This window comes from Cellulosimicrobium funkei (assembly GCF_004519295.1).
Lineage (GTDB): Bacteria > Actinomycetota > Actinomycetes > Actinomycetales > Cellulomonadaceae > Cellulosimicrobium > Cellulosimicrobium funkei.
The window spans coordinates 47,093-69,968 of record NZ_SOZH01000011.1; the positions used below are offsets into that span (position 1 = coordinate 47,093).

A 22,876-nucleotide genomic window follows, 5' to 3' on the forward strand; every position below is an offset into this window, starting at 1 on the left:
TCCGGACCGCCCTGCCCTCAGGTCACCCCGAACGTAGCCACGAGGGGACCCGCGCGTGATCCGCGCTTCCCGCAGTGTTCGCGGCTCCTCCGCGCGGTCGGCGTAGGGGAAGACCCGTAGGACAAAAGCGGACAGATGCTGACGAGAGGCCCCGAATCGACTCCGGCTCAGCGCCCCACGCGGTGCGCCAGGACCGTGAGCTCGACGCGCGAGCGCACCCCGAGCTTGCGGAACACGCGCCCGAGGTGGACCTCCACCGTGCGGACCGACAGGTAGAGCTGGTCCGCCGCCTCCCGGTTCGACGCGCCCTGGACGACGAGGAGCGCGACGTCGAGCTCACGCTCCGTGAGCTCGTCCGCCCACCGTCCCCGCAGCTCGGCGAGCGCCTCGTCCGTCACGTCGCTCTCGCGCACCGCGAGCCGGCACGCGTCCGGCGGGGCGGGCCGCAGCGCGGCCTGCGCCTCGACGCCGGCGCGCGCGACCCCGAGGGCGGCGTGCATGCTCCCGGCCCGCGGGGCCGCGGGCCACGTGCCGCCCGGGACGACGGCCCCGCCGCCGAGGACGCCGGGCACCCCCGGCACGGCCGCGGTCAGGTCCTCGGGCACCGGGCCCCCGAGGAGGCGGACCACCTCGGCGTGCTCGTCGAGCGCGATCGTCGTCCAGGCGTCCGCGCCCGCGTCGTCGAACAGCTCGATCGCGGACAGGAACAGGCCGTGGGCACGCTGCAGCTCGCCCGCGCGCACGAGGGCGCGCGCGGCGCACAGGTCGGTCCGCGCGTGCTCGTAGGGCGACGCGGTCGTGCGGTTCACGCGCGTGAACCGCTCGAGCGGCGCGGTGAGGTCCTCGGGCGCGGCGAGCGAGACGTCGGCGCGCACGAGCGTCGCCGACCGCAGCGACGGCGGGAGCTCCTTGGCGTCGACCCGGCGCCGCGCGAGCGCGCGCTGCGCCGCGTCGTGCCGCCCGGCGACGACCCAGGCCTCGACGTCGTCCAGCCCGGGCAGCGGGAGCATGCGTGCGCTGTCGGGACGCTCGCGCTCCGCGGCGAGCTCGAGCAGCGTCGCGGCCTGGGTCACGTGGTGGGCGAACGCGGCGCCCATGGCGCGGTCCACGAGCAGGCCGAGGCGCACGGGCCGCGACGTCGGGCTCGCGCACGTCTCCTCGAGCGCCGTCGCGACGGGCCCGACGACGCCCCGGGTCATCATGTCGAGGCGGCGCGCGGCGGCCACGCCCATCCCCGCGAACGGCAGGCCGAGCGGCAGGCGGAACGCGGCCTCCGCGAGCTCGTCCGCGGCTCGCGTGAGGGTGCCGCGCCACAGGTGCACGAGCGCCTGCGCGAGCCGGACGTGCGCCTCGGCGAGCGGCGTGAGGGCGGCGTCCGGGCCGTCGAACCACCGGCCGCCGTCGCGCACCGGGGCCAGGGAGGCGACGACGCTCGCGAGCGTCTGCGCGGCGTCGTCCAGGCGGTCGTCGGCGGCGAGCCCGAGCGCCCGGCTCACCTGGAGCGCGGCCTCGTGGTCCGGGCCCAGGTCGACGTCGGGCACGACGCCGCGCTCCCCCACCCCGAACACCGCGGCCCAGGAGCGCGCGAGGGCGAGACGGGCCGGGGTCGCGTCGTCCTCGCACCACGACGCGAGGAACGTCGCGGTGTCGAGGAGCTGGGAGGTGCTCACGCCGTCGCCCCGCTCTGCGTGCAGCCGCGCCGCCGTGAGCACGCCCGTCACGACCCCGGCGACGGCGTCCGGCGGGAGGCCGTCCGGCCGGCCCCCGCGCAGGTAGGGCGACAGGACGTCGTCGGGCACCTGGCCCTCGGCGAGCGTGAGCGCCGCGACGAGCGGGCCGAGCGTGCACGCGCGCAGCGCGTCGTCCCCGCTCCGCGAGGCCTTGCGCAGCCAGTCGGCGGCGTCCTGCACGTGGCCCGAGCGCAGGGCCGCGACCCCGGCGATCGCGAACGCCTCGGCGCGGTGCTCGGCGCCCGCCTGGCTCGCCGCCTCGCGCGCGACCTCGTGCGCCCACACGACGTCGCCGCGGTCGAGGTGGCGGCGCGCGATGCGCAGGAGGCCCGGGACGAGCGCCGGGTCTCCCACGAGGGTCGCGAGCGCCGAGTGCCACACCGCGACGTCCTCCTCCCCCGCCCGCCGGTGCGCCTCGGCGAGCGCGACGTGCGCCGCCGTGCGCTCGGCCAGGCGGGCGTCGGCGTGGACGAGGGAGCGCATGCGCGGGTCGACGAACGCGAAGCGGCCGCCCGCGAGGACGAGGTGCTCCGCGAGCGGGCCGTCGAGGACCTGCTCCATCGCGAGCCCCGTCGCGGACAGCACGAGCTCGGTGCGGTCGACGACGGCGACCGCCGCGACGAGCAGCGCCTGGCGCTCCGCCTCGCTGAGCGCGGCGAGCCGGTCGGCGAAGAGCGACCGGACGGCGGGGACGGCGGGCAGCGGGTCGGGCAGGATCGACCCGCCCGAGAGCTGCTCGGGGGTGAGGAGCGCCGCCGTCTGCGTGATGGCCGCGGCGTTGCCGCCGAGGAGGTGCGCGAGCCGCGCCGCGACGTGCGGGGCGACGGCGAGCCGCCGCTCGACGAGCAGGAGGTGGAGCGCGTCGGCCGGCGCGAGCGGCGGGACGGCGCGCAGCTCGAACGGCCCCGCGGACGGGTCGAGCGCGCCCGCGGGCGCCGTCCCCAGCAGGACGACGGGCGCGTGCCGCTGCGCCACGAGGCTCGCGAGCACCGACCGGCTCAGCTCGTCCTGGAGGTGCAGGTCGTCGGCGACGAGGACGACGGTCGCGCCGTCGAACGTCGCGACGAGGAGCTCGGCGAGCGCGACCGCCGCCACCTCGGGGAGGTGGCCGAAGCCCGGGTCGACCGGCTCGAGGACCCGCGTGAGCCGCTCGGGGACCACGCCGCCCGCGAGCTGCGACACCTGCGACACGACGGAGACGACGGCCGACCCGGGAGCGGGGACGCCCGCGGGCGGGCGACAGCGGAGCGTGACGGTCGGCTGCGCGAACTCGTGCGTCGCGACGGCCTCGCACACGAGCTCGAGCGTCGCGCTCGCGCCCATGCCGTGCTCGGCGGTCCACACGAGACCGCCCTTGCCCTCGCTCACGGCGGCGAGCGCGCGGTCGACCTCCTGCGCGCGGGACGAGAGCCGCTCGAGCCGTCGCGCGAACCGCGAGTCCGCGCGACGGACCGGCTCGGGAACCATGTAGTCCTGCTGTTCTGACATGTCGGGACCCTCCGTCCGGGGGCTTCGTCGCCCGTCGACCGGATGAAATGTTAACAACCCTCCGTAAACAAGGGATCACCTCATCGTTTCCCGCTCGTCACACGGTCGCCACCTGGGCCGACGCTCGCACCTCGACGGTTGCTGCCCGCTGCCCGGAGGGCTAGCCTGGCCTCGATCCCCGTCGCGGCCACGACCCCCGTGCGCCCCGACCCGGGTGCGGCGCCCACGGCGCCGCCGCCACGAGAGCGAGGTGAGCCCCATGCCTGACGGCAGCAGTCATAGATCCGTGCACTGCGCGCTCACCCCCCGTGGCTCGCGACCCGACGCCTGAGCCCGGCCGACGCAGGTCCCTGCGTCCCCGGCCGTCGTCCGTCCCGCGCGGGGAGGTCGCCAGTGCGCTCCGCGCGCGCCTCGCGCGCGCCGCCGGACCTCCCCCGCCGACGCACCCGCGCCGCCCACCCGTGGCCGCGCCCGTGCCGTCCGCCCGCCGGAAAGGACGACCACCATGACCCAGCGTTCCCCTGCGACCGCGCCGACCACCACCCCTGCCACCCCGGTGCGGGCCCGCCCCGCCCGGACGCCCCTGCGCGCCCCGCGCGAGGCGCGGCGCCGCGCGCGCCAGCCGAACCTCGAACGGCAGTCGATCTCCTTCACCGTGGGGCTCTACCTGTTCATCTGCGCCGCGCTCCTCACCGCGCACTTCACGGCCGGCGGTGCGTGATGACGACGATGCTGCCCGAGACCCCGGGCCTCGCCCCCGGCACGGAGACCCGCCTGCCCGCCCCGGCGCGCGGCGGGCTCGACCTGCACGCCCGCGCGCACGGCGACGGCTCGCCCCGGTTCGACCCGCGCGTCCTGCGCTCGCGCTGGGTGCAGGTCGCGGTCGGGGACCCGGACTCCGCGGCCCGCGCAGCCGAGCACGGCGTCGACTTCGCGGCTGCCGGAGGACGTGTCTGGGAGACGGACGCGCACGTCTACCTGCCGGTGACGGCGACCCGGCGCGACGGCGACCGGGTGGTGGACGAGCGCATCGTGCTCGCCCTGTCCGCCGACGTCGTCGTGACCGCCCAGCCGCAGCGGCACTACGCCGTCTTCGACAAGGCGATCGCCCGCATGCGCCGCACGCCGTGGCTCATCGGCTCGTCGTACGGCGTCGCGTACGCGCTGCTCTACGCGCTCAACGAGGCGGCCGACCGCGTCGTGTCCTACGCGAGCGACCTGCTCGAGGACATGTCCGACGAGATCGACGAGGCCACGCGGGGCGTCGACTCCCGCGGCCGGGAGATCGGGGTGAGCGACATGCAGGACACGATCACGCGCATGAACCGCGCCGAGGAGATCGTGTCGCGCGCCCAGGAGTCCCAGCTCTCGCTCGCCCGCGCCGCGCGGCACCTGCGCAGCGAGATCGCGGACTCGGACCCCGTGCTCGCGGGGCTCGTCGAGACGCTCGTCGCGGACGTCGACGGCGTGAAGCAGCACGCCGGGTTCGAGCACGACAAGGTGCGCTACCTGCAGCAGGCGATCATGACGTCGCTCGACGTCAAGCAGGCGCAGATCGTCAAGGTCTTCACCATCATCACGGCGGTGTTCCTGCCCCCGACGCTCATCGCGTCGTTCTACGGCATGAACTTCACGCACATGCCCGAGCTCGACCGGCCGTACGGGTTCACGCTCACGGTCCTCGTGACGCTCGTCGCCGCCGTCATCCCGCTCGCGTACATCAAGCGCCGCGGCTGGCTGCGCTGAGCGACGGACGGTGCGGTGCGCGGCCGAGGCCGCGCACCGCACCCTCAGGTCAGGCGCAGGTGCCGACGACGCGCCAGGCCGGGTACCACTTCTCCGTGCCCGGGACGTTCGTGCGGACCCACCACGCGGCGCGGTAGTTCACGCCCTCGTGCGAGACGACGCGGCCCCCGACGTACGAGGTGCTGCGGTCCCAGCCCGGGAAGCACGAGCCGGGCGCGGTCGGGTCGACCGGACCGGCCGGGGCCGCGCGGTAGACGTCGGCCGCCGTGCCGACGAGCTCGTCCTCGTCGTCGCCCGCGAGGTCCCAGAACATCGAGCCGCCGAGGCCCTTCTCCGTGATCCACGACGCCTTGAACTCGACGGCGCGCGGCGTGTCGACGCTCCACCACTGGTCGCCGTCGTAGCGCCACGAGGCTCCGCTGACCTCGTCGAAGTACTCGGTCCCGTGGTCGCGCAGCTCGAAGTACTGCTTGTTCCCGGCCTCGTAGGTGCCGGGGGCGACGCCCGCGGCGGGCTGCCAGGCGCCGTTCGAGTCGCCGGCCTCGACGCCGGACCAGCCGCGGCCGAACGCCGGGATGCCGAGCGTGAGCTGGGCGGGGTCGACGCCGCGCGACAGGTAGAGGTCGATGCCGTCCTCGAGCGAGATCGTGCCGGGCTGCGAGGTGTCGTGCAGGTTCGCCTGGTGCCCGGCGAGGTTCGGCGACCAGCCACCGTGCAGGTCGTAGCCCTGCATGTTGCCGTAGTCGAGGTAGTCGAAGATCGTCGGGGCGTCCCAGCCGGCGTTCACCACGGTGGGGCTCACCGGGATGTAGGCGGAGAGCAGGTAGTCCTTGCCCTGCGCGGCACCGCGCTCGTCGAGCTGCTTGCGGAACTCGGCGAGGAGGGCGGTGAAGTTCGCCTTGTCGTTGACCGGGTCGACGTGGTTCTCGGGGTGCTGCGACCAGTCGGGAGCCCCGGGCCACTCCCAGTCGACGTCGATGCCGTCGAACAGGCCCGCGGCCGCGCCGGGGCCGCCGCGGCCGTCGATCACGGGCAGGTTGCCGTCGATGTAGAGGTCGATGCACGACGCGACGAACTTCGCGCGGCTCTCGGGCGTCGCCGCGGCCTTCGAGAAGAACTTGGACCAGGTCCAGCCGCCGAGCGACATGAGGACCTTGGTGTCGGGGTGCTCCTCCTTGAGCTTGCGGAGCTGGTTGAAGTTCCCCGCGAGCGCCTGGCCCGGCTCGTCCGCGACGCCGTCCACCGAGTCCTCGGCGGAGACGGCTCGCACGAAGTCGGCCTGCGCGTCGCCGGCGCCGTCGTTGCCGCCCGGCTCGGGCGTGCCCGGGGCGTCCGCGAGGAAGCACGTGAGGTCGGTCGGGTGGATGTTGCCGAACGCGTAGTTCACGTGGGTGATCTGCTCGGCCTGGCCCGACTCGACGAAGTCGCGCACGGTGTAGCCGTAGTTCTCCGGGGCCCAGGACATGAAGTAGCCGACGTTGCGGTACCCGTTGAGGGCGGCGTCGCCGTTCGGCGAGTCGGGCGTCGGGGTGGTGGCCGCCGTCGTGGCGGTCAGGTGGGCGGTCGGCGCGGCGGCGGCGGTCGTCGCGGCGGCGACGGCCCCGCTCGCGGCGAGCGCGAGGGCGGTGAGGCCGGCGGCCGCGCGCGTGGCGCGGGCGCGGCACGGGGCGGACGGGCGAGGACGGTGCATCGAGAGGACCTCTCGTCGACGAGGTCGGTCGCCGACCCGCGCGGACGCGCGGCGGTGCGGCCTCCTGCGGGGCCTGAGCGACCGGCTGACGTGAGCGACCGTAGCCGTGGGCGGGGCCCGCGGGACTACGTGCTTCCCACACTCTTCGCGTCACGCGCGACGCGCGGGGTACGCGGTCCTCCGTACGCAGGCCCCGTACGGGACAGCCCGTACGACGCCGCGTCAGGCCTCGAGGATCAGCGTGACCGGGCCGTCGTTGACGAGGTCGACCGCCATGTGCGCGCCGAACCGCCCGGTCGCCACCTCGACCCCGCGGGCGCGCAGCGCCTCGACGACCGCGTCGACGAGCGGCTCCGCGACAGGACCGGGCGCCGCGCCGTTCCACGACGGCCGACGGCCCTTGCGCGTGTCCGCGTAGAGCGTGAACTGGCTGACGACGAGCACGGGCGCGCCGTCGTCGAGCACGGACCGCTCCCCCGCGAGGATCCGCAGCTCGGCGATCTTGCGCGCGATCGTCTCCACCTGCGCGTCGCCGTCGTCGTGCGTGACGCCGACGAGCGCGAGGAGGCCCGGCCGGTCGATCGCGCCGACGACCTCCGCCGTCCCGTCGTCGGCCACGACGCGCACGCTCGCGCGCGTCACGCGCTGGACGACGGCCCTCACGGCCGACCCCCGTCGGCGTGCCGCGCGGTGTCGGCCGAGGGGCCGTGCGGCCGGTCCTGCAGGGCGTCCGCCGCGGCCTCGTCGAGCACCGCGCGGACCGTGCCCACCGGCTGCCCCGCACCGAGGACCGGCACGTCGCCGAGCGCGTCGAGCGCCGGCCCGTCCGCCCCCGCGACGTCGAGCGCGCCGAGACGACGCAGCGCGGCGGCGAGCACCGCCGGCCGGGGTCGGGACGCGCCGTCGAGCACCTTGAGGGCGAGCGCACGGCCGTCGGGCAGCGCGGCCCCGTACACCCCGTCGGCCCCGTCCTTGGCGACCAGGCCGGGCACGGCGCGCATCGCGACCGTCGCGTCGCGGCCCGTGCCACCCACCATCTCGGGGAACGCCGCCATGGCGTGCGCGACCTCGGCCTCGGGGGAACCCGGGTCGTGCTGCGGGGCCGCGGCGAGCCGCCCGAAGGCGCGCGCGAGCCCGCGCACGGTCGTCGAGAAGAGCGGCGCCCCGCAGCCGTCGACCGTGACGTGCTCGACCGCGACGCCCGTCGCCTCCGCGACGGCCTCCCGGACCGCGACCTGCAGCGGGTGGTCGTGCTCCAGGTACGTGCGCGGGTCCCAGCCCGCCACGACGCACGTCGCGAGCATCGCCGCGTGCTTGCCGGAGCAGTTCTGGGTGATCGACGCCGGGCCGTTCCCCGCCTCCTGCCACGCGAGCGCGGCGGGCGGGTGCAGCGGGAGGTCGGGGGTGTTGCGCAGCGCGGACTCGTCGAGCCCGGCGCCCGCGAGGATCTCGCGCACCCCGGCGAGGTGCTCGGGCTCGCCGTCGTGGCTCGCGGCGGCGAGGGCCAGGAGGCGCGGCGGAAGGCGCAGCCCGTGCCGCAGCATCGCGACGGCCTGGAACGGCTTGACGCTCGAGCGCGGCCAGATCACCGTGCCGGCGTCGCCGCGCTCGAGGAGCGTGCCGCCGTCGGCGTCCAGCAGCACGAGGTGGCCCGTGTGGACGGACTCGACGAGGTCACCACGCACGACCTCGGCCAGCGGGACGGCGGCGCGCGCGACCCCGGTGCGGACGCCGTCGGTCACCGCGGCGCTCACCAGCCGCCCGGCCGGCCGGACGACCCGTTGCCGCGCCCGTTCCCGTACGGCTGGAGGCGCGGGCGCACGTCGACGAGGTACACGATCGCCGCGACGACCGCGATGATCCCGATGAAGCCGAGGTTGATCCCGCCGCCGAGGGGGATCGAGAGGAATCCGAGCGCCGCGGCGACGCCGAGGATCGCGAGCCAGATCGGCTTGCTCAGCTTGCCCTCCGCCGTGAACGCGCTCGCAGGCCGCCGGAGGGCGTCCACGAGCGCGAAGAGCTGCGTCCCGAACACGACCAGCGACAGGAGGAGGTAGACGATCCACTGCAGCGACCCGAAGATTCCCACGGGCACGAGCCTACGGTCTGACGAGCGGCCACGGCACCACGCGCAGCCCGGCGGCACGCGCCGCCGTGACGACGTGGGGGTCCCAGGCGGCCACGACCGTGTCGTCGTGCGCGACGGCGAGCGCGCTCGCCACGTGCACCGCGTCGTTGCTGCGCATCGACCCCGCGGAGACGAGGCGCGACGCGCGGTCGGCGACCGCGCCGGACACCTCGACCACGTGCAGCGCGGGCCGGAGGGTGTCCCAGGTGCCGAGCGCGCGGGCGTGCGCCGAGCCGTCGATCACCCCGCCGCGGGCCCCCGCGGCGAGCGCGGCGCGGACCTCGACGTCGGCGAGGCGGCTCGTGACGACGACGTCGGCACGGTTCCACAGGCGGCTCGCCAGCGCGGAGCCGGCCTCCGGGACGCACAGCTTCACGAGCGCGCTCGCGTCGAAGTAGACGAGGGCCACCGCGGGACCCTCAGCGCCGGATCCGGCGCACGAGCGCCGCGACCCCGCCGCCGCGGGCGGCCCGGGCGCCGTCGGACGGGCGCGGGCCGTCGGGACCCGCCGGACGTGCCCCGTCCGTCGCCGCGACGAGCGCCGGCGCGGGCACCGCGTGCACGGGGCGCTCCCCCGCCGGGGGCACCAGGACGCCGTCGCGCACGAGCTCGGTGACGAGGTCCGCCGTCGCGACGCCGGTCAGCCGGGCGACGGGGACGCCGCGCTCGGTGATGACGACCTCCTCACCGTCCCTGGCCCGCTCGATCCACGACTTGAGCTCGGCACGCAGCGCGCTGACAGGGACCTCCATGCCCCGACCGTACCGGCCCGCGGTACCGCTGTGCAGGGGTCGGTCGTCCCGGGTGCGAACGCTCTCAGAGCTCGGGGAGCGCGTCGCGCGCCTGCTCGGGCGTCGCGCCCGCCGCCTCCAGGGCGTCGACGATCGGCGACCGCACGAGCATCACGAGCGACTGCACCTGCCAGTCGCCGTCGCCGAGCGCGTGGGGGTCGGCGCTGCGGGCCACCTCGAGGAGGACCTCGCGCGCGACCGCCGGGTCGCGCCCCGCGCCGACGGCCTCGGCGAGCACGTGCACCCCGGCGCCGAACCGGGCGACGAGGTCCGCCACGGCGTCGAGATCGTGGTGGTCCGGGCCGCTCGCCACCGGCCGCGCGCGCCGCGCCAGGACGCGCACGCTGCGCATCGCGCGGTCGACGAGCACCGCCTGCCGCTCGAGCCCGCCCAGCTCGTCCCGGTGCCGCAGCCCGGCGGCGCTCACGCGCGCGAGCTCGCGCGCGGACGTCGCGGACGACTGCCACTCCTCGAGCGCGCCCTCGGACGCCCGGCCCTTGACCAGCGCCGCGTCGAGGTCCCCCGGGTCGCGCCCGCGCAGACCGCGCGCGAGCACGTCGAGCACGCCCGCGAGCTCCGACGTCGCCTCCGCGCCGAGGAGACGGGGGCGTCGCCGCGGGTCGCCCGGGGTGAGCGCCGCGACGGCGAGCGCGACGGCGCCGCCCACGAGCGCGTCCGTCCACCGCCCGAGCGGGCCGCCCGCCTGCGCGGCCGGGAGCCCGACGATGACGATGGCCTGCACGCCCGCCTGCGTCGTGAGCATCGCGCCCCGGTCGATGAAGCGTGCGGCGAGGGCCGAGACCGCGAGGACGACGGCGACCTGCCACCAGCCCGACCCGATCGCGTGGACCACGAGGTCCCCGAGGCCGACGCCGATCGCGACGCCCACCGCGAGCTCGAGCACGCGGCGGAGCTGACGGTCCTGGCTGAAGCCGAGGCAGATCCACGCGGAGACCGGCGCGAAGAAGGGGGCCGTGTGCCCGAGCCCGTACCGGGCGATGCCGAACGCGAGGCCGGCAGCCGCCGACGCCTGGAGGACGGGCCACAGCGCCACGCGCACGCGCGACGCGCCCTGCCGGACCCGGGCCCGCAGGAGGAGTCGGCGCCACGCCGTCCGGGCGACGTCGACCGCCCCCGGGGACTGCCCGCGCGCCGGCCCCGACGTCACAGCATGCTCGTGGGTGCGCCCTCGCCGCGCGGCGTGACGCCGCGCCCGACCGGGCCGCGCGCGGCCGGACGGTCGACGGAGACGCCCTCGCCGGGCACCACGACCTCCTGCGCCGCGGCGATCGCGCCCCCGTCGCAGTCGACGAGGAGCTCGGCGTCGACCGGCGCGCTCCGCTTGAGGACCGCGAGCGCGATCGGCCCGAGCTCGTGGTGGCGCGCGACCGACGTGACCGCCCCGACGGCGCGACCGTCGAGCGTGACCTCGGCCCCCGGCGCGGGCAGCAGATGGCCCGACCCGTCGAGGTGCAGCATGACCACGCGCCGCGGCGGACGCCCGAGGTTGTGCACGCGCGCGATGGTCTCCTGCCCCCGGTAGCAGCCCTTGTGCAGGTGGACGGCGGTGCGCAGCCAGTCGGTCTCGTGCGGGATCGACCGGTGGTCGACCTCCGTCGCGAGGCGCGGGCGCCAGGCCTCGACGCGCGCGGCCTCGCTCGCCCACGTGCCCACGAGGCGCCACCCGGCGGCCTCGCGCGCCGCGACGGCGTCGGCCAGCTCCGCGCGCGGGACGAGCACGAGCCGCCACGGGCGCTCGCGTCCCGGGTGCTCGTCCTCGGGCGGGCCGTACCGCGTGCCACCCGCGAGGACGCGCGGCCACGGGTCGCGCCACGTCACGGGCTCGTCCTCGGCGCCCTCGGCGTCGACCGGCTCGCCGAGCGCGGCCCACTCGTCCGTGGCGTCGGCGATCTCGACGCGGAGCATGAACTTCATGCGGTCCAGCCACGCGGCGAGGTCGGCCGCGTGCGAGCGCTCGGTGACGAGCCAGGTCGTGGTGCCGTCGTCGACGACCGACGCGGCGTGCTCGACGTGGCCCTGCGGCGAGAGCACGAGCAGCTCCGTCGAGGTGCGCGGCGCGAGGTCCGTGAGGTCCTGGGACGTGATGGAGTGCAGCCAGCTCAGCCGGTCCGGGCCCGTGACCGTGACGACGCCCAGGTGCGACTGGTCGACGACGGCGCCGCCCGTGCGCAGCGCGCGCTGCTCCCCGGTCGGGTCGCCGTAGTGCCAGGCGACGCCCTCGTCGGGGCCCGTCGCGGGCACGGCGCCGTGGCGGGACAGGAGCGGGCTGGTGTAACCGGTGGTCACGGGTGGTCCTCCTTCGTCGACGCGTCCGGACCGGGCGGGCCCTCGGGCCGCCCGGTGGCCTGCGTCAGGCCGACGGGCGCCGGGTCAGCTTCGCGGACGCGTACGACTGCAACGGCTGACCGAAGGCCGCCAATTCCCACACCCACAGGAGCTGGCCCTCGACGAACCCGTAGAGCCGCTTCGAGGCCGTGACCTCGGACGCCGTGGACGTGCGCGCGATGAGGTCGCTCGCCAGGTCCACGCGGCCGTTGCCGACGGCGCCGAGGTACACCGACACGCGACCCGCCGGGTCGGCGACGAGGACCTCGAGGGGGTGGCGGTCGTCCTCCAGGCCCTCGGGCCGGTCGGTCGACACGCGCCAGTAGCCGGTCTCCGTGGACCAGACGGGCGACGCGGCGGCCGCGGCGTCGAGGGTGGCCTCGTCACGCTCCGGCCACTCGCCCTCCGCGGGCACCGTCTCGGGGACCGCGGCGTCGAGGACGCGCAGCGTCGACTCGTAGCGCAGGTAGGGGCCGCCGTCGTGGTCGAACACGACGTCGTGGACGAACGGCGTCTCCTCGATGCCCGGGTACTTGACGACGCCCTCGCCGCGCCAGCTCCCGACGAGCCAGGCGAGCGGGTACACCTCGGGAGCGAGGCCTTCGGGGAACTCGAACGGCATCAGCGACCACCTCTCGGAGTCGGGCGGCGCGCGGCGCCCGCGCGGGGACGGGCCCCGCGCGGCGACGTCAGCGCTGGCCCTTGAAGAGCTTGTAGACGACGTACCCGGCGAACCACGTGATGGTCACCGTCGCCGCGAGGAGCAGGCCGAGGAAGATCAGCTCGAGAGTGTGCGGGCTCATGCGGGCGATCCTACCGGCCGGACGGCGCCCGCACGCCGTGGCCGTGGTCACCCGCGGGGCTACGCTCGGCCGCGTGACCGACTCCACGTTCCCCGCCGCCGCCCCCCGCTCCCGCTCGCTCGTCGTCAAGACGACCTCCGGGCTCGACCGGCCCGAGGCCGCGAACCAGGCCTTCACCGTCGCCGCCGCCGCGGTCGCGGCGGGCGTCGAGGTGAGCGTGTGGCTCACGGGCGAGGCGGCGTGGTTCGGTGTGCCGGGCCGCGCGGCGGAGCTCGAGCTCGAGCACGCGGCGCCGCTGCCCGACCTGCTCGACGCGGTCCTCGCCGCGGGCACGCTGACCGTCTGCACGCAGTGCGCGGCGCGCCGCGGGATCACGGCCGACGACGTCCTGCCCGGCGTCCGCATCGCGGGCGCGGCGGTGTTCGTCGAGGAGGCGCTGCGCGAGGGCGCCCAGGCGCTCGTCTACTGAGCGAGCCGCGCCCGCAGGCGCTCGCCTGCGGGGCGGGCGCGCGCCGGGCCGTCAGCGGGCCGGCGCGACCCGGCGCAGCAGCAGGTACAGCTCGCACCCGAGGCACAGGCCGAACGCGGCGTTGAGGACGGCGGCCACGAGCGCGAGCGCCGCCGCGGCCGGCACGGCGCCCGCGACGCCGAGCAGCCCGAGCACGACCCCGGCGCCGGTGATCACCAGGCCCACCGCCTGCGCGAACCGCGGCGGCCTCGGGTCCTCGCGCTCCGTCGTCGGGCCGATGCGCGGGAGCAGGACCAGCCGGTAGACGGCCGCCTGCCACGTGCCCTGCGCGCCGCGGACGGTGCCGAGCAGGAAGCCCGCCGCGACGACGGCGAGCAGCACGAGCGCCGCGGGCGACGTCCAGAGCAGGATCACCACGGCGAGCAGGACGGCCGTCATGCCCGCCCCCGCGCGCGGCCCGCGCGGGTCGATGCCGGCGGGCGCGCCGCCCGGCTCGGTGACGGTGGCCTCCGGGCCTGCCTGGTCGCTCACTCGGGTCTCCTCCGGTCGGGCCGTCGGAGACGGCGGTCAGCTGCCTGGCACGCTCGCGGGCCGCGCGCCCGGGTCCGCGACGGCGAGCGCCGCGAGCGCCTGGGCGCGGTTCATGCCCCCGCTCGCGCGGGCGACCTCGCGGCCCTCCGCGTCGAGCACGAGGGCGGTCGGCGTGCGCAGTATGCCGAATGCTCGCACCAGGTCGAGGTGGTCGTCGACGTCCATCTCACGATGCGTCACGTCCGGGTGCGCGGCGCTCACGTCGCGCAGGACCCGGGCGGTGGCGCGGCACGGCGCGCAGAGCTCGGCGGAGAACTGGACGAACGTGCGGCGCTCCGCGAGCGCGACGCCGTGCGCCGCCCAGTCCACGGGCGCGGGCCCGGCGACGGCGGCCGCGGGCGACGCGGGCCCTCTCTCCCGCGCGGCCCGCACGACGCCCTGGCGGCGCTGCCACCACACGCCGAGCGCGGCCGTCGCGACGAGGGTCACGACGAGCAGCACGACGGCGAGCGGCGAGGGGGTCACCCGACGATCACCCGGCCGACGACGAAGATCAGGGTCCCGCCGACGGCGACGGGCAGCGCCGTCGCGGAGAACGCGCCCAGCCGGCCGCGCAGCTCGGGGAGCTGGTCGAAGAGCGCGTGCAGGGACGCGACGAGCAGGCCCGCGACGACCCCCGCCCAGACGCCGCCCAGCAGCTCGAGATCGGGCATGACGTAGCCGACGGCGCCGCCCGCGAGCACCGCGAGGCCGAGCGTCAGCGCGGCGTTGAGCCAGCCGCCGAGCGGCAGCGCGGACACCGCGGACGCCACGGCGAGCGCGACCGCCGTCGTGACGACGAGGGACTCGCCCGCGTCGGTGCGGCCCGCGGCGATCCAGCCCGCGCTCGACGTCGCCACGACGATCCCGCTCACCGTGCCGATGAGCGACTCGACGAGACGCGGGCGGCCGTCGCGCCGCAGGAGCTCGGCGACGAACGCGAGGACGACGGAGAGCGCGAGCACGACGGGCAGGTGGCGCAGCGCGGGCTCCCCGCGCGTCGCGGCGGTCGCGGCCACGGCGCCGAGCCCGGCGATCGCGATGACGACCCGGGTCCCGCCGTGGACGGGGATGTCGAGCAGCCGCGGCCAGCCGATCGCGACGCTCAGCGCCAGCACGCCCGACGCGATCGTGAGCGGCAGCGGGCCGAAGAACGCGGCGACGGCCACGACCGCCGCCAGGCATGCCGTCACGACGGCACGGGTCGAGAGGTCCACGCGGTCAGCGCCCCGTTCGGGGGTCGCGGGAGGGCGTCGGGTCGTGCAGCACGCCTCAGAGTGTCGCAGAGACTCGCCGCGGGCCGCTCACCGGCTGCCCGTCGGCGGCCGGGCGGCGGTCTCGCGAGCGAGCCGCGGCGTCGCTGCCGGGCAGCGCTGTCACCGGCCGGGGAGTGCGGACGCGCGCGATGTGAGACACGCACCGTGCGCGCGGCCGGCACGCGATACGGTAACCGTCCACGGACCGCGGACGTGGCCGACGACGTGGCGTGCCCCGTAGAGGTCCGTCCCGCCCGGTCGCCACGCGTCGACGCCCGGGGGCGCCGCCCGCGCCCCGCGACCCGGAAGGAGGTGCCGGATGGCCGACCTGCTCATCCTCACCCCCGCCACTGGCGGTTCCGTCGAGGTGCTGCCCGCGCTCGGCCTGCTCTCGCACCGTATCCGGGTCCTGCCCATGGAGCCGTCGGCGCTCGTCGACGCACCGGACTCCGACGTCGTGCTGCTGGACGCGCGCCGCGACCTCGTCGCGGCCCGCACCACGTGCCGGCTCCTGCACGCCACGGGCCTGACGGTCCCGCTCGTGCTCGTGCTCACCGAGGGCGGGCTCACCGTGGTGACCGCCGAGTGGGGTGCCGACGACCTCCTGCTGGAGGGTGCCGGACCGGCCGAGGTCGAGGCTCGCCTCCGCCTCGTCATCGAGCGCTCCGCGCGGGGTCCGGCCGAGGACGGCCCGCAGGAGATCGCGGCGGGCGAGCTCGCGATCGACGCGAGCGGCTACACCGCCCGGCTGCGCGGCCGCCCGATCGACCTCACGTACAAGGAGTTCGAGCTCCTCAAGTACCTCGTCCAGCACCCGGGCCGCGTGTTCACGCGCGCGCAGCTCCTCCAGGAGGTCTGGGGCTACGACTACTACGGGGGCACGCGCACCGTCGACGTCCACGTGCGCCGTCTGCGCGCCAAGCTCGGGCCGGAGCACGAGCAGCTCATCGGCACGGTGCGCAACGTCGGCTACCGGTTCGACCCGCCGAAGGACCGCCGGCCCGCGGCGGCCGCGGAGACGTCCGGAGCGGACGCCGCCGGCGCCGGCTCCGGGTCGTCGGCCGACAGCGGGTCCGGGACGCCGGTAGGTTCGTCCGGGTGACGCCCGACCCCTCCGACTTCACGTCCGCCCTCCTCGACGGCCCCTGGCGACACGAGTTCGTGCCGGCCAACGGGGCCCGCTTCCACGTGGCGCTCGCCGGTCCCGAGGACCGCGGCGTGCGGGACCCCGGCCCGCCGCTCGTCGTGCTGCTCCACTCGTTCCCCCAGTTCTGGTGGGCGTGGCGGCACCAGCTCGAGCCGCTGGCCGCCGCGGGCTACCGCGTCGCCGCGATGGACGTGCGGGGCGTCGGGGCGTCCGACAAGCCGCCGATCGGCTACGACGCCCCGACGCGCACGCGTGACATCGCCGGCGTGATCCGCTCGCTCGGGTCGGGGCGCGCGGTCGTCGTGGGCCACGGCACCGGCGGCAGCCTCGCCTGGGCGATGGCGGCGCTCCAGCCCGCCGTGACGGCCGGGGTCGCCGCGTTCTCCGCGCCGCACCCCGCACGCCTGCACACGTCGGCCCGACGGCTCCTCACGCCCGCCGCGCAGCGCCAGCTCGCGTTCTACCAGGTGCCGACGCTACCCGAGCGCGCACTCGTCCGCGGCGACCTCGTGGCCGACGTGCTCGCGACGGGCGCCGCGCAGCCCTTCGCGCCCGACGTCGTCGACACGTACCGCACCGTCATGCGCATCCCGTTCGCGGCGCACACCGCGATGGAGTCGCTGCGCTGGGCCGTGCGCTCCACCCCCCGTCCCGAAGGGCGCCGCTTCCTCGCCGCGCTCCGCCGCCCCGTCGAGGTCCCCGCCCTCCAGGTGCACGCGGCGCGCGACGGGTTGCTGCGGCGCGACCTCGCGGACGCCGACGGCGCCGCGCTCGCCCCGGACTTCCGCTTCGAGGTCGTGGACGACGCCGGGCACTTCCTCCCCGAGGAGGCCCCGGACACCGTGACGGACCTGCTCCTGGACTGGCTCCCCACGACGCAGCGGCCCGCGGGCTGACCGCGCCCTCGCCCGACCGTCCGCGCGAGACCCTCAGCTCGTCTTGACCAGCGCGGCCGCCTTGACCGGGTCGACCTCGCCGACGCCGAACGACGGGCACCACCGCGCGATCGTGCACGCACCGCACGCCGGCTTGCGCGCGAAGCACACCCGCCGGCCGTGGAAGATCAGCCGGTGGGAGAGCATCGTCCACTCCGACTTCTCGATGAGCCCGCCGACGACCTGCTCGACCTTGACCGGGTCCTCCTCCGTGGTCCACCCCAGGCGACGCACGAGGCGGCCGAAGTGCGTGTCCACGGTGAGCCCCGGCACGCCGAACGCGTTCCCGAGCACGACGTTCGCCGTCTTGCGCCCCACGCCGGGCAGGGTGACGAGGTCCTCCAGTCGGGCGGGCACCTCGCCGTCGAACCGCTCGACGAGCGCCTGGCCGATCCCGATGACCGACTGCGCCTTGGCCCGGAAGAAGCCCGTGGGCCGCAGGATCTCCTCGAGCTCGGCGCGGTCCGCCGCCGCGTAGGCGGCGGCGTCCGGGTAGCGCGCGAAGAGCGCGGGCGTCGTGAGGTTCACGCGCTTGTCCGTCGTCTGCGCCGAGAGGACCGTCGCGACGAGCAGCTCGAGCGGCGTGGTGAAGTCGAGCTCGCAGTGCGCGTCCGGGTAGGTGACCGCGAGCTCACGGTTGGTGCGGCGCGCGCGCCGCACGAGCGCGAGGTGCGACTCGGGCTTCGGGGCCCGCGCGCGGGCCTGCTCGGTGGTGGTCACGAAACCCACCGTAGCCGCCGCCCCTGACACCCGAGTTGCAGCGGTAGGGCAGACTTGTCCTGGAACATTTCCGAGGACGAGACGATAGGACACCCCGCGTGGACGACGACGTTGTGCTCTCCGCCCCCCTGTTCGCGACGATGGACGCGGACGAGACGCGCACCCTCTTCGAGTCGATGCAGCAGATCGAGCTCTCGCGCGGAGACGTGCTGTTCCGCGAGGGCGAGCCGGGCGACCGCCTCTACGTGATCGCGAGCGGCAAGATCAAGCTGGGGCGCCGCTCCAACGACGGCCGCGAGAACCTCCTGTCGATCCTCGGCCCCGGCGAGATGTTCGGCGAGCTCTCGCTCTTCGACCCGGGCCCCCGCACCGCCACCGCGAGCTCCGTCGCCGACTCCGTGATCTACGAGCTCGGCCACGACCAGCTCGTCGAGTGGATCGAGAAGCACCCGAGCGTCGCCAAGCACCTGCTCAACGCCCTCGCGCGCCGCCTGCGTCGTACGAACGAGACGCTGGCCGACCTCGTGTTCTCCGACGTGCCGGGCCGTGTCGCCAAGGCGCTCCTCGACCTGTCGACCCGCTTCGGCGAGGAGACGGACGAGGGCGTCCGCGTCGCGCACGACCTCACGCAGGAGGAGCTCGCGCAGCTCGTCGGCGCGTCACGCGAGACCGTGAACAAGGCGCTCGCCGACTTCGCGACGCGCGGCTGGGTCCGCCGCGAGGGCCGGGCCGTCGTCCTGCTCGACATGGACCGCCTGGAGCGCCGCGCACGCTGACCGACGAGATGCCGACGAGAACGGGGTCGGCGACCGGATCCTCACGGACCCGGTCGCCGACCCCGTTCTCGTGCGGGCGTGCGGGCTAGTCCGCCAGCTCGACGACGAGCTCGACCTCGACCGGTGCGTCGAGCGGCAGGACCGCGACGCCGACGGCGCTGCGCGCGTGCACCCCCGCCTCGCCGAAGATCTCGCCGAGGACGGTGCTCGCACCGTTCACGACCCCGGGCTGGCCCGTGAACGACGGGTCGCTCGCCACGAACCCGACCACCTTGACGACCCGCACGACGTCGTCGAGGTTGCCGACGACGTCGTGCACGGCCGCGAGCGCGTTGAGCGCGCACACGCGCGCGAGGCCCGCGGCGTCGGCCGGCGCGACGAGGCCCTCGCCGTCGCCCACCTTGCCGGTCGCGAGCAGCGCGCCGTCGACGAACGGGAGCTGGCCCGAGGTGTGGACGTACCGGCCCGAGCGCACCGCGGGGACGTAGGCGGCGACCGGCGCCGCCACCCGCGGGAGGGTGATCCCGAGCTCCGCGAGGCGCGCGGCGACCGTCCCGGCGGGGACGCCCGTCACTACTTCTCCCCGGTGGGGCGCTTGAGGTAGGCGACGAGGCCGTTGCCGTCCGGGCCGGTCACGACCTGGACGAGCTCCCAGCCGTCGGAGCCCCACTGGTCGAGGACGGCCTTCGTGTTGTGGATGATGAGGGGGATGGTCGCGTACTCCCACGTGGTTGCCATGGGGCGAGCGTAGTCGGACGGCGCGGGCCGCGGCGCGGCCGGACGGGCGCGCCGTCCCGGGATGCTTACACAACCCGCACACCCGGGAGAGGCGGCTTTCCGGGCCTCTCCCGGGTGTGCTCCCGTAGGGTTGGCACCATGGCTTCCCCTGTGCGTCCTCGCGGCCGGCAGATCAACGCGTACCAGCTCGTCGCCCTCTTCCTGGCGTTCGTGCTGGTCTCCGGCGTCGGCGGCGTGCTCGCGGCCGGGCTCCTCGTGCCGCTCGCCGCCGGGGCGAACACGGCGACAGACACCGCCGTCGAGGTGTTCGACGAGCTGCCGGCCGACCTCGAGCCGGGCCCGCTGTCCGAGCAGTCGCGCATCTACGCGAACGACGGCACGACGCGGCTCGCGACGTTCTACACGGAGAACCGCATCGTCGTCCCGCTGGACCAGGTCTCCGAGCCCATGAAGAACGCGGTCATCGCGATCGAGGACAAGCGCTTCTGGGAGCACGGCGGGGTCGACGTCGAGGGCATCCCGCGCGCGTTCGTCAACAACCTCACGGGCGGCTCGACGCAGGGCGCCTCGACCCTGACGCAGCAGTACGTGAAGAACGTCCTCATCGAGCAGGCCGTGCGCGACGACGACGTCATGGCGCAGCACGAGGCCAAGGCCGACACGCTCGGCCGCAAGGCCCGCGAGGCGAAGCTCGCCATCTCGCTCGAGAAGAGGATGGGCAAGGAGGAGATCCTCCAGGGCTACCTCAACATCGCGCAGTTCGGTCGCTCCGTGTACGGCGTCGAGACGGCGGCGCGGCACTACTTCGGCGTCTCGGCCGTCGACCTGAACTACCTCCAGGCGGCCACGATCGCCGGCATCACCAAGGCGCCGTCCACCTACGACCCGACGGCCGACCCGGAGAAGGCCCAGAACCGCCGCAACGTCGTCCTCAACACGATGTACCAGCAGGGGTACATCACCAAGGAGGAGTACGACGCCGGGCTGGCCACCCCCATCGCGGACACGCTCAACGTCCAGCCGCTCGAGGCGGGCTGCCAGGCGTCCGGCGGATCCGCGTTCTTCTGCGACTACGTCACCAAGATCATCATGTCCGACCCGGTGTTCGGCGCGACCAAGGAGGAACGCCAGGCGCTGCTCTACCGCGGCGGCCTCGACATCTACACGACGCTCGACCCGACCATGCAGGCGGCGGCGGAGCAGCACGCGGCCGCGGCGGTCCCCGCCGACGACCCGAGCCAGATCGAGGACGCGATCGTCACGGTCGAGCCCGGCACCGGCAAGATCCTCGCGATGGCGCAGAACCGCGCGTTCGACAACACGCAGGACCCGGCGCCGAACACGACCGCGGTCAACTACAGCGTCGACCAGGCCCACGGGTCGTCGAACGGCTTCTCGCCCGGCTCGACGTGGAAGCCGTTCGTGCTCGCGGAGTGGCTCAAGGAGGGCCACTCGCTCTACGACACGGTGAGCGCCAACAAGCGCACGTGGACGCTGGGTCGCGACTTCCGCGCGAGCTGCGCGCGCTTCGGCAACGAGCAGTGGACGCCGGCCAACTCGGACGGTCCCGGGAGCGGCTCGATGTCCGTCCTCCAGGCGACGTTCAACTCGGTGAACACCGCGTACACGACGATGGCGAGCCAGCTCGACCTGTGCGGCGTGGCGAACACGGCCAAGGCCGCCGGGTTCCAGCCGTCGATGCTCGCGGACGCGGGCGAGGTCAAGGTGCGCCCGTCCATGATCCTCGGCACGCAGAACTCGTCGCCGCTGCACATGGCGGCCGCGTACGCGACCTTCGCGAGCGGCGGCACCTACTGCTCCCCGATCGCCATCACCAAGGTCGTCGCGGGCGACGGCACGGAGCTCCCCGTGCCCTCCGCGGGCTGCCAGCCCGGAGCGATCGACCCGAACATCGCCAACACCGTCACCTACGCGCTGCAGCAGGTCCTCACGCAGGGCTCGGGGCGCGGCAACGCCCTCGCGGACGGGCGCCCCGCAGCAGGCAAGACCGGGACGGCGAACAACAACACGCACACGTGGTTCATCGGGTACACCCCGCAGGTCGTCACGGCCGTGTGGATCGGCAACGCCGAGAGCGACGTCCCGATGAACGGGCGCTTCACCATCAACGGCAAGACGCGTCCGTACTGGTACGGCTCGAGCCTCGCCGCCCCGACGTGGCGCGACTACATGAACCAGATCCTCGCCGGACAGCCCGCTCCCGGCTTCGCCGACCCGGACTGGGGCCGCGTGAACGCCCCGACGCCCCCGCCCAGCACCCCCTCGACCCCCGAGGGCGGCCAGGGCGGCGACCAGGGTGGAGGCGACCCGGGGGCCGAGCAGCCCGGTGGTGACGACTCCGGCGCCGACCAGCCGGACACCGAGGCGGACGGCGGCGACCGCGGCGACCGTGGCGACCGCGGCAACGGTGCGGGCCGCGAGAGCGACCTCGGCGCGTGGCTGGAGGGGCTCGGCGGCGGGGGGAACGGCTGAGCGCCGACGGGGCGCGCCGGGCCCTGCGAGGGCTCGGGGCGCTGGCCGCCGTCGGCGTGGCGGGCGTCGCGTACGCGCACGTGGAGACGAAGCTCTTCACGCTCCGCGACGCGACCGTCCCCGTCCTGCCGCCCGGGTCGCGGGACCTGCGGGTGCTGCACGTCTCCGACCTGCACCTCGTGCCGACCCAGCGGCGCAAGATCGAGTGGGTGCGCTCGCTCGCCGAGCTCGAGCCCGACCTCGTCGTCGACACCGGGGACAACCTCGCGCACGTCGACGCGCTCGGGCCGCTGCTCGACGCGCTCGCCCCGCTCCTTGCACTGCCCGGCGCGTTCGTCCTGGGCTCGAACGACTACTTCGCCCCGGTCCCGAAGAACCCCGCGCGCTACCTCCTGCCCGACGCCCGCCTGCCGTTCACGTCGCAGGCCCGCCTCCTGCCCGCGGCCGAGATGGCCGGCGCGATGCGGGACGCCGGGTGGGTCGACCTCACGAACCGTCGTGACGTCCTCGACGTCGGCGGCGTCCGCCTCGACCTCGTGGGCGTCGACGACCCGCACCTCGACCGCGACGTCTTCCCCGCGCCCGCGTCGCAGGCTCCCGCCGCGCCGCCGGAGGGCGGCGTGCTCCGGCTCGGGGTCACGCACGCGCCCTACCGGCGGGTCCTGGACCAGATGCACGACGACGACGCGGAGCTCGTCCTCGCGGGCCACACCCACGGCGGGCAGCTCTGCGTGCCCGGGTTCGGCGCGCTCGTGACGAACTGCGACATCGACCGCAAGCGGGCCAAGGGCCTGCACGGCTGGCCGGGCCCTCGCCCCGACGCCGCGGGCGGCGAGGACTCGACGTGGCTGCACGTCTCCGCCGGCGCGGGCACGTCGCCCTACGCGCCGGTCCGGTTCGCGTGCCGCCCGGAGGCCACGCTGCTCACACTGACGTCGCGCTGACGCCCCCTTCCCCACCGCTCCACCGAGCACGGGGTCAGCGACCGCGATCCCGGGTTCTCGGTCGCCGACCCCGTGCTCGGCGGGTGGTTGGGGGCGCTTGCTGGCG

The 22,876-nt window shown here is 75.7% G+C and carries 24 protein-coding genes; 8 read left to right on the plus strand and 16 right to left on the minus strand.

The window, feature by feature from the left end; genetic code table 11:
• Positions 1-167: 167 nt before the first annotated feature.
• Complete coding sequence (locus tag E1O70_RS17365) at positions 168-3,218, minus strand: helix-turn-helix transcriptional regulator (protein WP_128957738.1); 3,051 nt, start codon at positions 3,216-3,218, stop codon at positions 168-170.
• Positions 3,219-3,723: 505 nt separating this feature from the next.
• Here E1O70_RS17365 and E1O70_RS17370 point away from each other — a divergent pair.
• Positions 3,724-3,939, plus strand: coding sequence for a hypothetical protein (locus tag E1O70_RS17370; protein WP_128957737.1), 216 nt, complete (start codon positions 3,724-3,726; stop codon positions 3,937-3,939).
• The gene (locus E1O70_RS17375; protein WP_061267978.1) at positions 3,939-4,964 is read left to right on the plus strand and encodes a CorA family divalent cation transporter; all 1,026 of its coding nucleotides are present in this window, start codon (positions 3,939-3,941) and stop codon (positions 4,962-4,964) included. Before E1O70_RS17370 ends, E1O70_RS17375 begins: the two co-directional genes overlap by 1 nt.
• A gap of 49 nt (positions 4,965-5,013) precedes the next feature.
• Here the strand turns inward: E1O70_RS17375 and E1O70_RS17380 are convergent, their stop codons facing one another.
• The 9 genes from E1O70_RS17380 to E1O70_RS17420 all read right to left on the minus strand — a co-directional run bounded on the left by E1O70_RS17380 (position 5,014) and on the right by E1O70_RS17420 (position 12,541).
• Positions 5,014-6,654 (minus strand): glycosyl hydrolase family 18 protein, encoded by a 1,641-nt coding sequence (locus E1O70_RS17380; RefSeq protein WP_061267979.1) that lies wholly within the window; start codon positions 6,652-6,654, stop codon positions 5,014-5,016.
• Positions 6,655-6,876: 222 nt separating this feature from the next.
• The gene (gene dtd, locus E1O70_RS17385; RefSeq protein ID WP_061267980.1) at positions 6,877-7,317 is read right to left on the minus strand and encodes a D-aminoacyl-tRNA deacylase; all 441 of its coding nucleotides are present in this window, start codon (positions 7,315-7,317) and stop codon (positions 6,877-6,879) included.
• Entirely contained in the window at positions 7,314-8,408 is a 1,095-nt protein-coding gene (locus E1O70_RS17390) for an asparaginase (protein ID WP_240696757.1), read from the minus strand. The genes dtd and E1O70_RS17390 overlap by 4 nt, the downstream gene beginning before the upstream one ends.
• Positions 8,405-8,743 carry a DUF2516 family protein gene (locus tag E1O70_RS17395; protein WP_286185721.1) on the minus strand — a complete coding sequence of 113 codons (339 nt, stop codon included), beginning with the start codon at positions 8,741-8,743 and terminating at the stop codon, positions 8,405-8,407. Before E1O70_RS17395 ends, E1O70_RS17390 begins: the two co-directional genes overlap by 4 nt.
• Before the next feature lie 10 nt (positions 8,744-8,753).
• Positions 8,754-9,191, minus strand: a complete 438-nt coding sequence (locus tag E1O70_RS17400) for a type II toxin-antitoxin system VapC family toxin (RefSeq protein ID WP_061267981.1) — start codon at positions 9,189-9,191, stop codon at positions 8,754-8,756.
• 10 nt (positions 9,192-9,201) lie between these two features.
• Complete coding sequence (locus E1O70_RS17405; RefSeq protein ID WP_061267982.1) at positions 9,202-9,534, minus strand: type II toxin-antitoxin system prevent-host-death family antitoxin; 333 nt, start codon at positions 9,532-9,534, stop codon at positions 9,202-9,204.
• A gap of 64 nt (positions 9,535-9,598) precedes the next feature.
• Positions 9,599-10,741, minus strand: coding sequence for an FUSC family protein (locus tag E1O70_RS17410; RefSeq protein ID WP_061267983.1), 1,143 nt, complete (start codon positions 10,739-10,741; stop codon positions 9,599-9,601).
• Positions 10,738-11,880: a CAF17-like 4Fe-4S cluster assembly/insertion protein YgfZ gene (ygfZ, locus tag E1O70_RS17415; protein ID WP_061267984.1), complete on the minus strand. Its 1,143-nt coding sequence runs from the start codon at positions 11,878-11,880 to the stop codon at positions 10,738-10,740. Before ygfZ ends, E1O70_RS17410 begins: the two co-directional genes overlap by 4 nt.
• Positions 11,881-11,944: 64 nt before the next feature.
• Positions 11,945-12,541: a heme-binding beta-barrel domain-containing protein gene (locus E1O70_RS17420; protein WP_043654723.1), complete on the minus strand. Its 597-nt coding sequence runs from the start codon at positions 12,539-12,541 to the stop codon at positions 11,945-11,947.
• A gap of 254 nt (positions 12,542-12,795) precedes the next feature.
• Here E1O70_RS17420 and E1O70_RS17425 point away from each other — a divergent pair, with 254 nt between their 5' ends.
• A complete protein-coding gene (locus E1O70_RS17425; RefSeq protein ID WP_061267998.1) occupies positions 12,796-13,191 on the plus strand; it encodes a DsrE family protein in 396 nt (131 codons plus the stop codon).
• A gap of 51 nt (positions 13,192-13,242) precedes the next feature.
• On the opposite strand, the gene E1O70_RS17430 is transcribed toward E1O70_RS17425, so the two are convergent.
• Genes E1O70_RS17430 through E1O70_RS17440 form a run of 3 tightly spaced genes read right to left on the minus strand, consistent with a single transcriptional unit; the run spans position 13,243 to position 14,978 of the window.
• Positions 13,243-13,722 carry a DUF4395 domain-containing protein gene (locus tag E1O70_RS17430; RefSeq protein ID WP_061267985.1) on the minus strand — a complete coding sequence of 160 codons (480 nt, stop codon included), beginning with the start codon at positions 13,720-13,722 and terminating at the stop codon, positions 13,243-13,245.
• 36 nt (positions 13,723-13,758) lie between these two features.
• Positions 13,759-14,247, minus strand: coding sequence for a thioredoxin family protein (locus E1O70_RS17435; RefSeq protein ID WP_218004292.1), 489 nt, complete (start codon positions 14,245-14,247; stop codon positions 13,759-13,761).
• Positions 14,244-14,978, minus strand: coding sequence for a hypothetical protein (locus E1O70_RS17440; RefSeq protein ID WP_061267986.1), 735 nt, complete (start codon positions 14,976-14,978; stop codon positions 14,244-14,246). The genes E1O70_RS17435 and E1O70_RS17440 overlap by 4 nt, the downstream gene beginning before the upstream one ends.
• A 358-nt stretch (positions 14,979-15,336) precedes the next feature.
• Between E1O70_RS17440 and E1O70_RS17445 the strand changes: the two genes are divergently transcribed.
• Together E1O70_RS17445 and E1O70_RS17450 are read left to right on the plus strand one after the other, a co-directional pair.
• Positions 15,337-16,119: a winged helix-turn-helix transcriptional regulator gene (locus E1O70_RS17445; protein WP_061267987.1), complete on the plus strand. Its 783-nt coding sequence runs from the start codon at positions 15,337-15,339 to the stop codon at positions 16,117-16,119.
• Complete coding sequence (locus E1O70_RS17450; RefSeq protein WP_061267988.1) at positions 16,116-17,060, plus strand: alpha/beta fold hydrolase; 945 nt, start codon at positions 16,116-16,118, stop codon at positions 17,058-17,060. The genes E1O70_RS17445 and E1O70_RS17450 overlap by 4 nt, the downstream gene beginning before the upstream one ends.
• Before the next feature lie 33 nt (positions 17,061-17,093).
• Here E1O70_RS17450 and nth read toward each other — a convergent pair whose 3' ends face one another.
• Positions 17,094-17,819 (minus strand): endonuclease III, encoded by a 726-nt coding sequence (nth, locus tag E1O70_RS17455; protein ID WP_043654712.1) that lies wholly within the window; start codon positions 17,817-17,819, stop codon positions 17,094-17,096.
• A gap of 98 nt (positions 17,820-17,917) precedes the next feature.
• On the opposite strand from nth, the gene E1O70_RS17460 reads away from it, so the two are divergent.
• Positions 17,918-18,595: a Crp/Fnr family transcriptional regulator gene (locus E1O70_RS17460; protein ID WP_047232250.1), complete on the plus strand. Its 678-nt coding sequence runs from the start codon at positions 17,918-17,920 to the stop codon at positions 18,593-18,595.
• Positions 18,596-18,680: 85 nt separating this feature from the next.
• Here E1O70_RS17460 and E1O70_RS17465 read toward each other — a convergent pair whose 3' ends face one another.
• Entirely contained in the window at positions 18,681-19,169 is a 489-nt protein-coding gene (locus tag E1O70_RS17465) for a RidA family protein (protein ID WP_061267989.1), read from the minus strand.
• Positions 19,169-19,333, minus strand: a complete 165-nt coding sequence (locus E1O70_RS19980; protein ID WP_021481786.1) for a Sp36 family protein — start codon at positions 19,331-19,333, stop codon at positions 19,169-19,171. Before E1O70_RS19980 ends, E1O70_RS17465 begins: the two co-directional genes overlap by 1 nt.
• Before the next feature lie 138 nt (positions 19,334-19,471).
• On the opposite strand from E1O70_RS19980, the gene E1O70_RS17470 reads away from it, so the two are divergent.
• Both E1O70_RS17470 and E1O70_RS17475 read left to right on the plus strand, forming a co-directional pair.
• Positions 19,472-21,826: a transglycosylase domain-containing protein gene (locus E1O70_RS17470; protein WP_082774507.1), complete on the plus strand. Its 2,355-nt coding sequence runs from the start codon at positions 19,472-19,474 to the stop codon at positions 21,824-21,826.
• Positions 21,790-22,770: a metallophosphoesterase gene (locus E1O70_RS17475; protein WP_370670914.1), complete on the plus strand. Its 981-nt coding sequence runs from the start codon at positions 21,790-21,792 to the stop codon at positions 22,768-22,770. The genes E1O70_RS17470 and E1O70_RS17475 overlap by 37 nt, the downstream gene beginning before the upstream one ends.
• Positions 22,771-22,876: the final 106 nt, after the last annotated feature.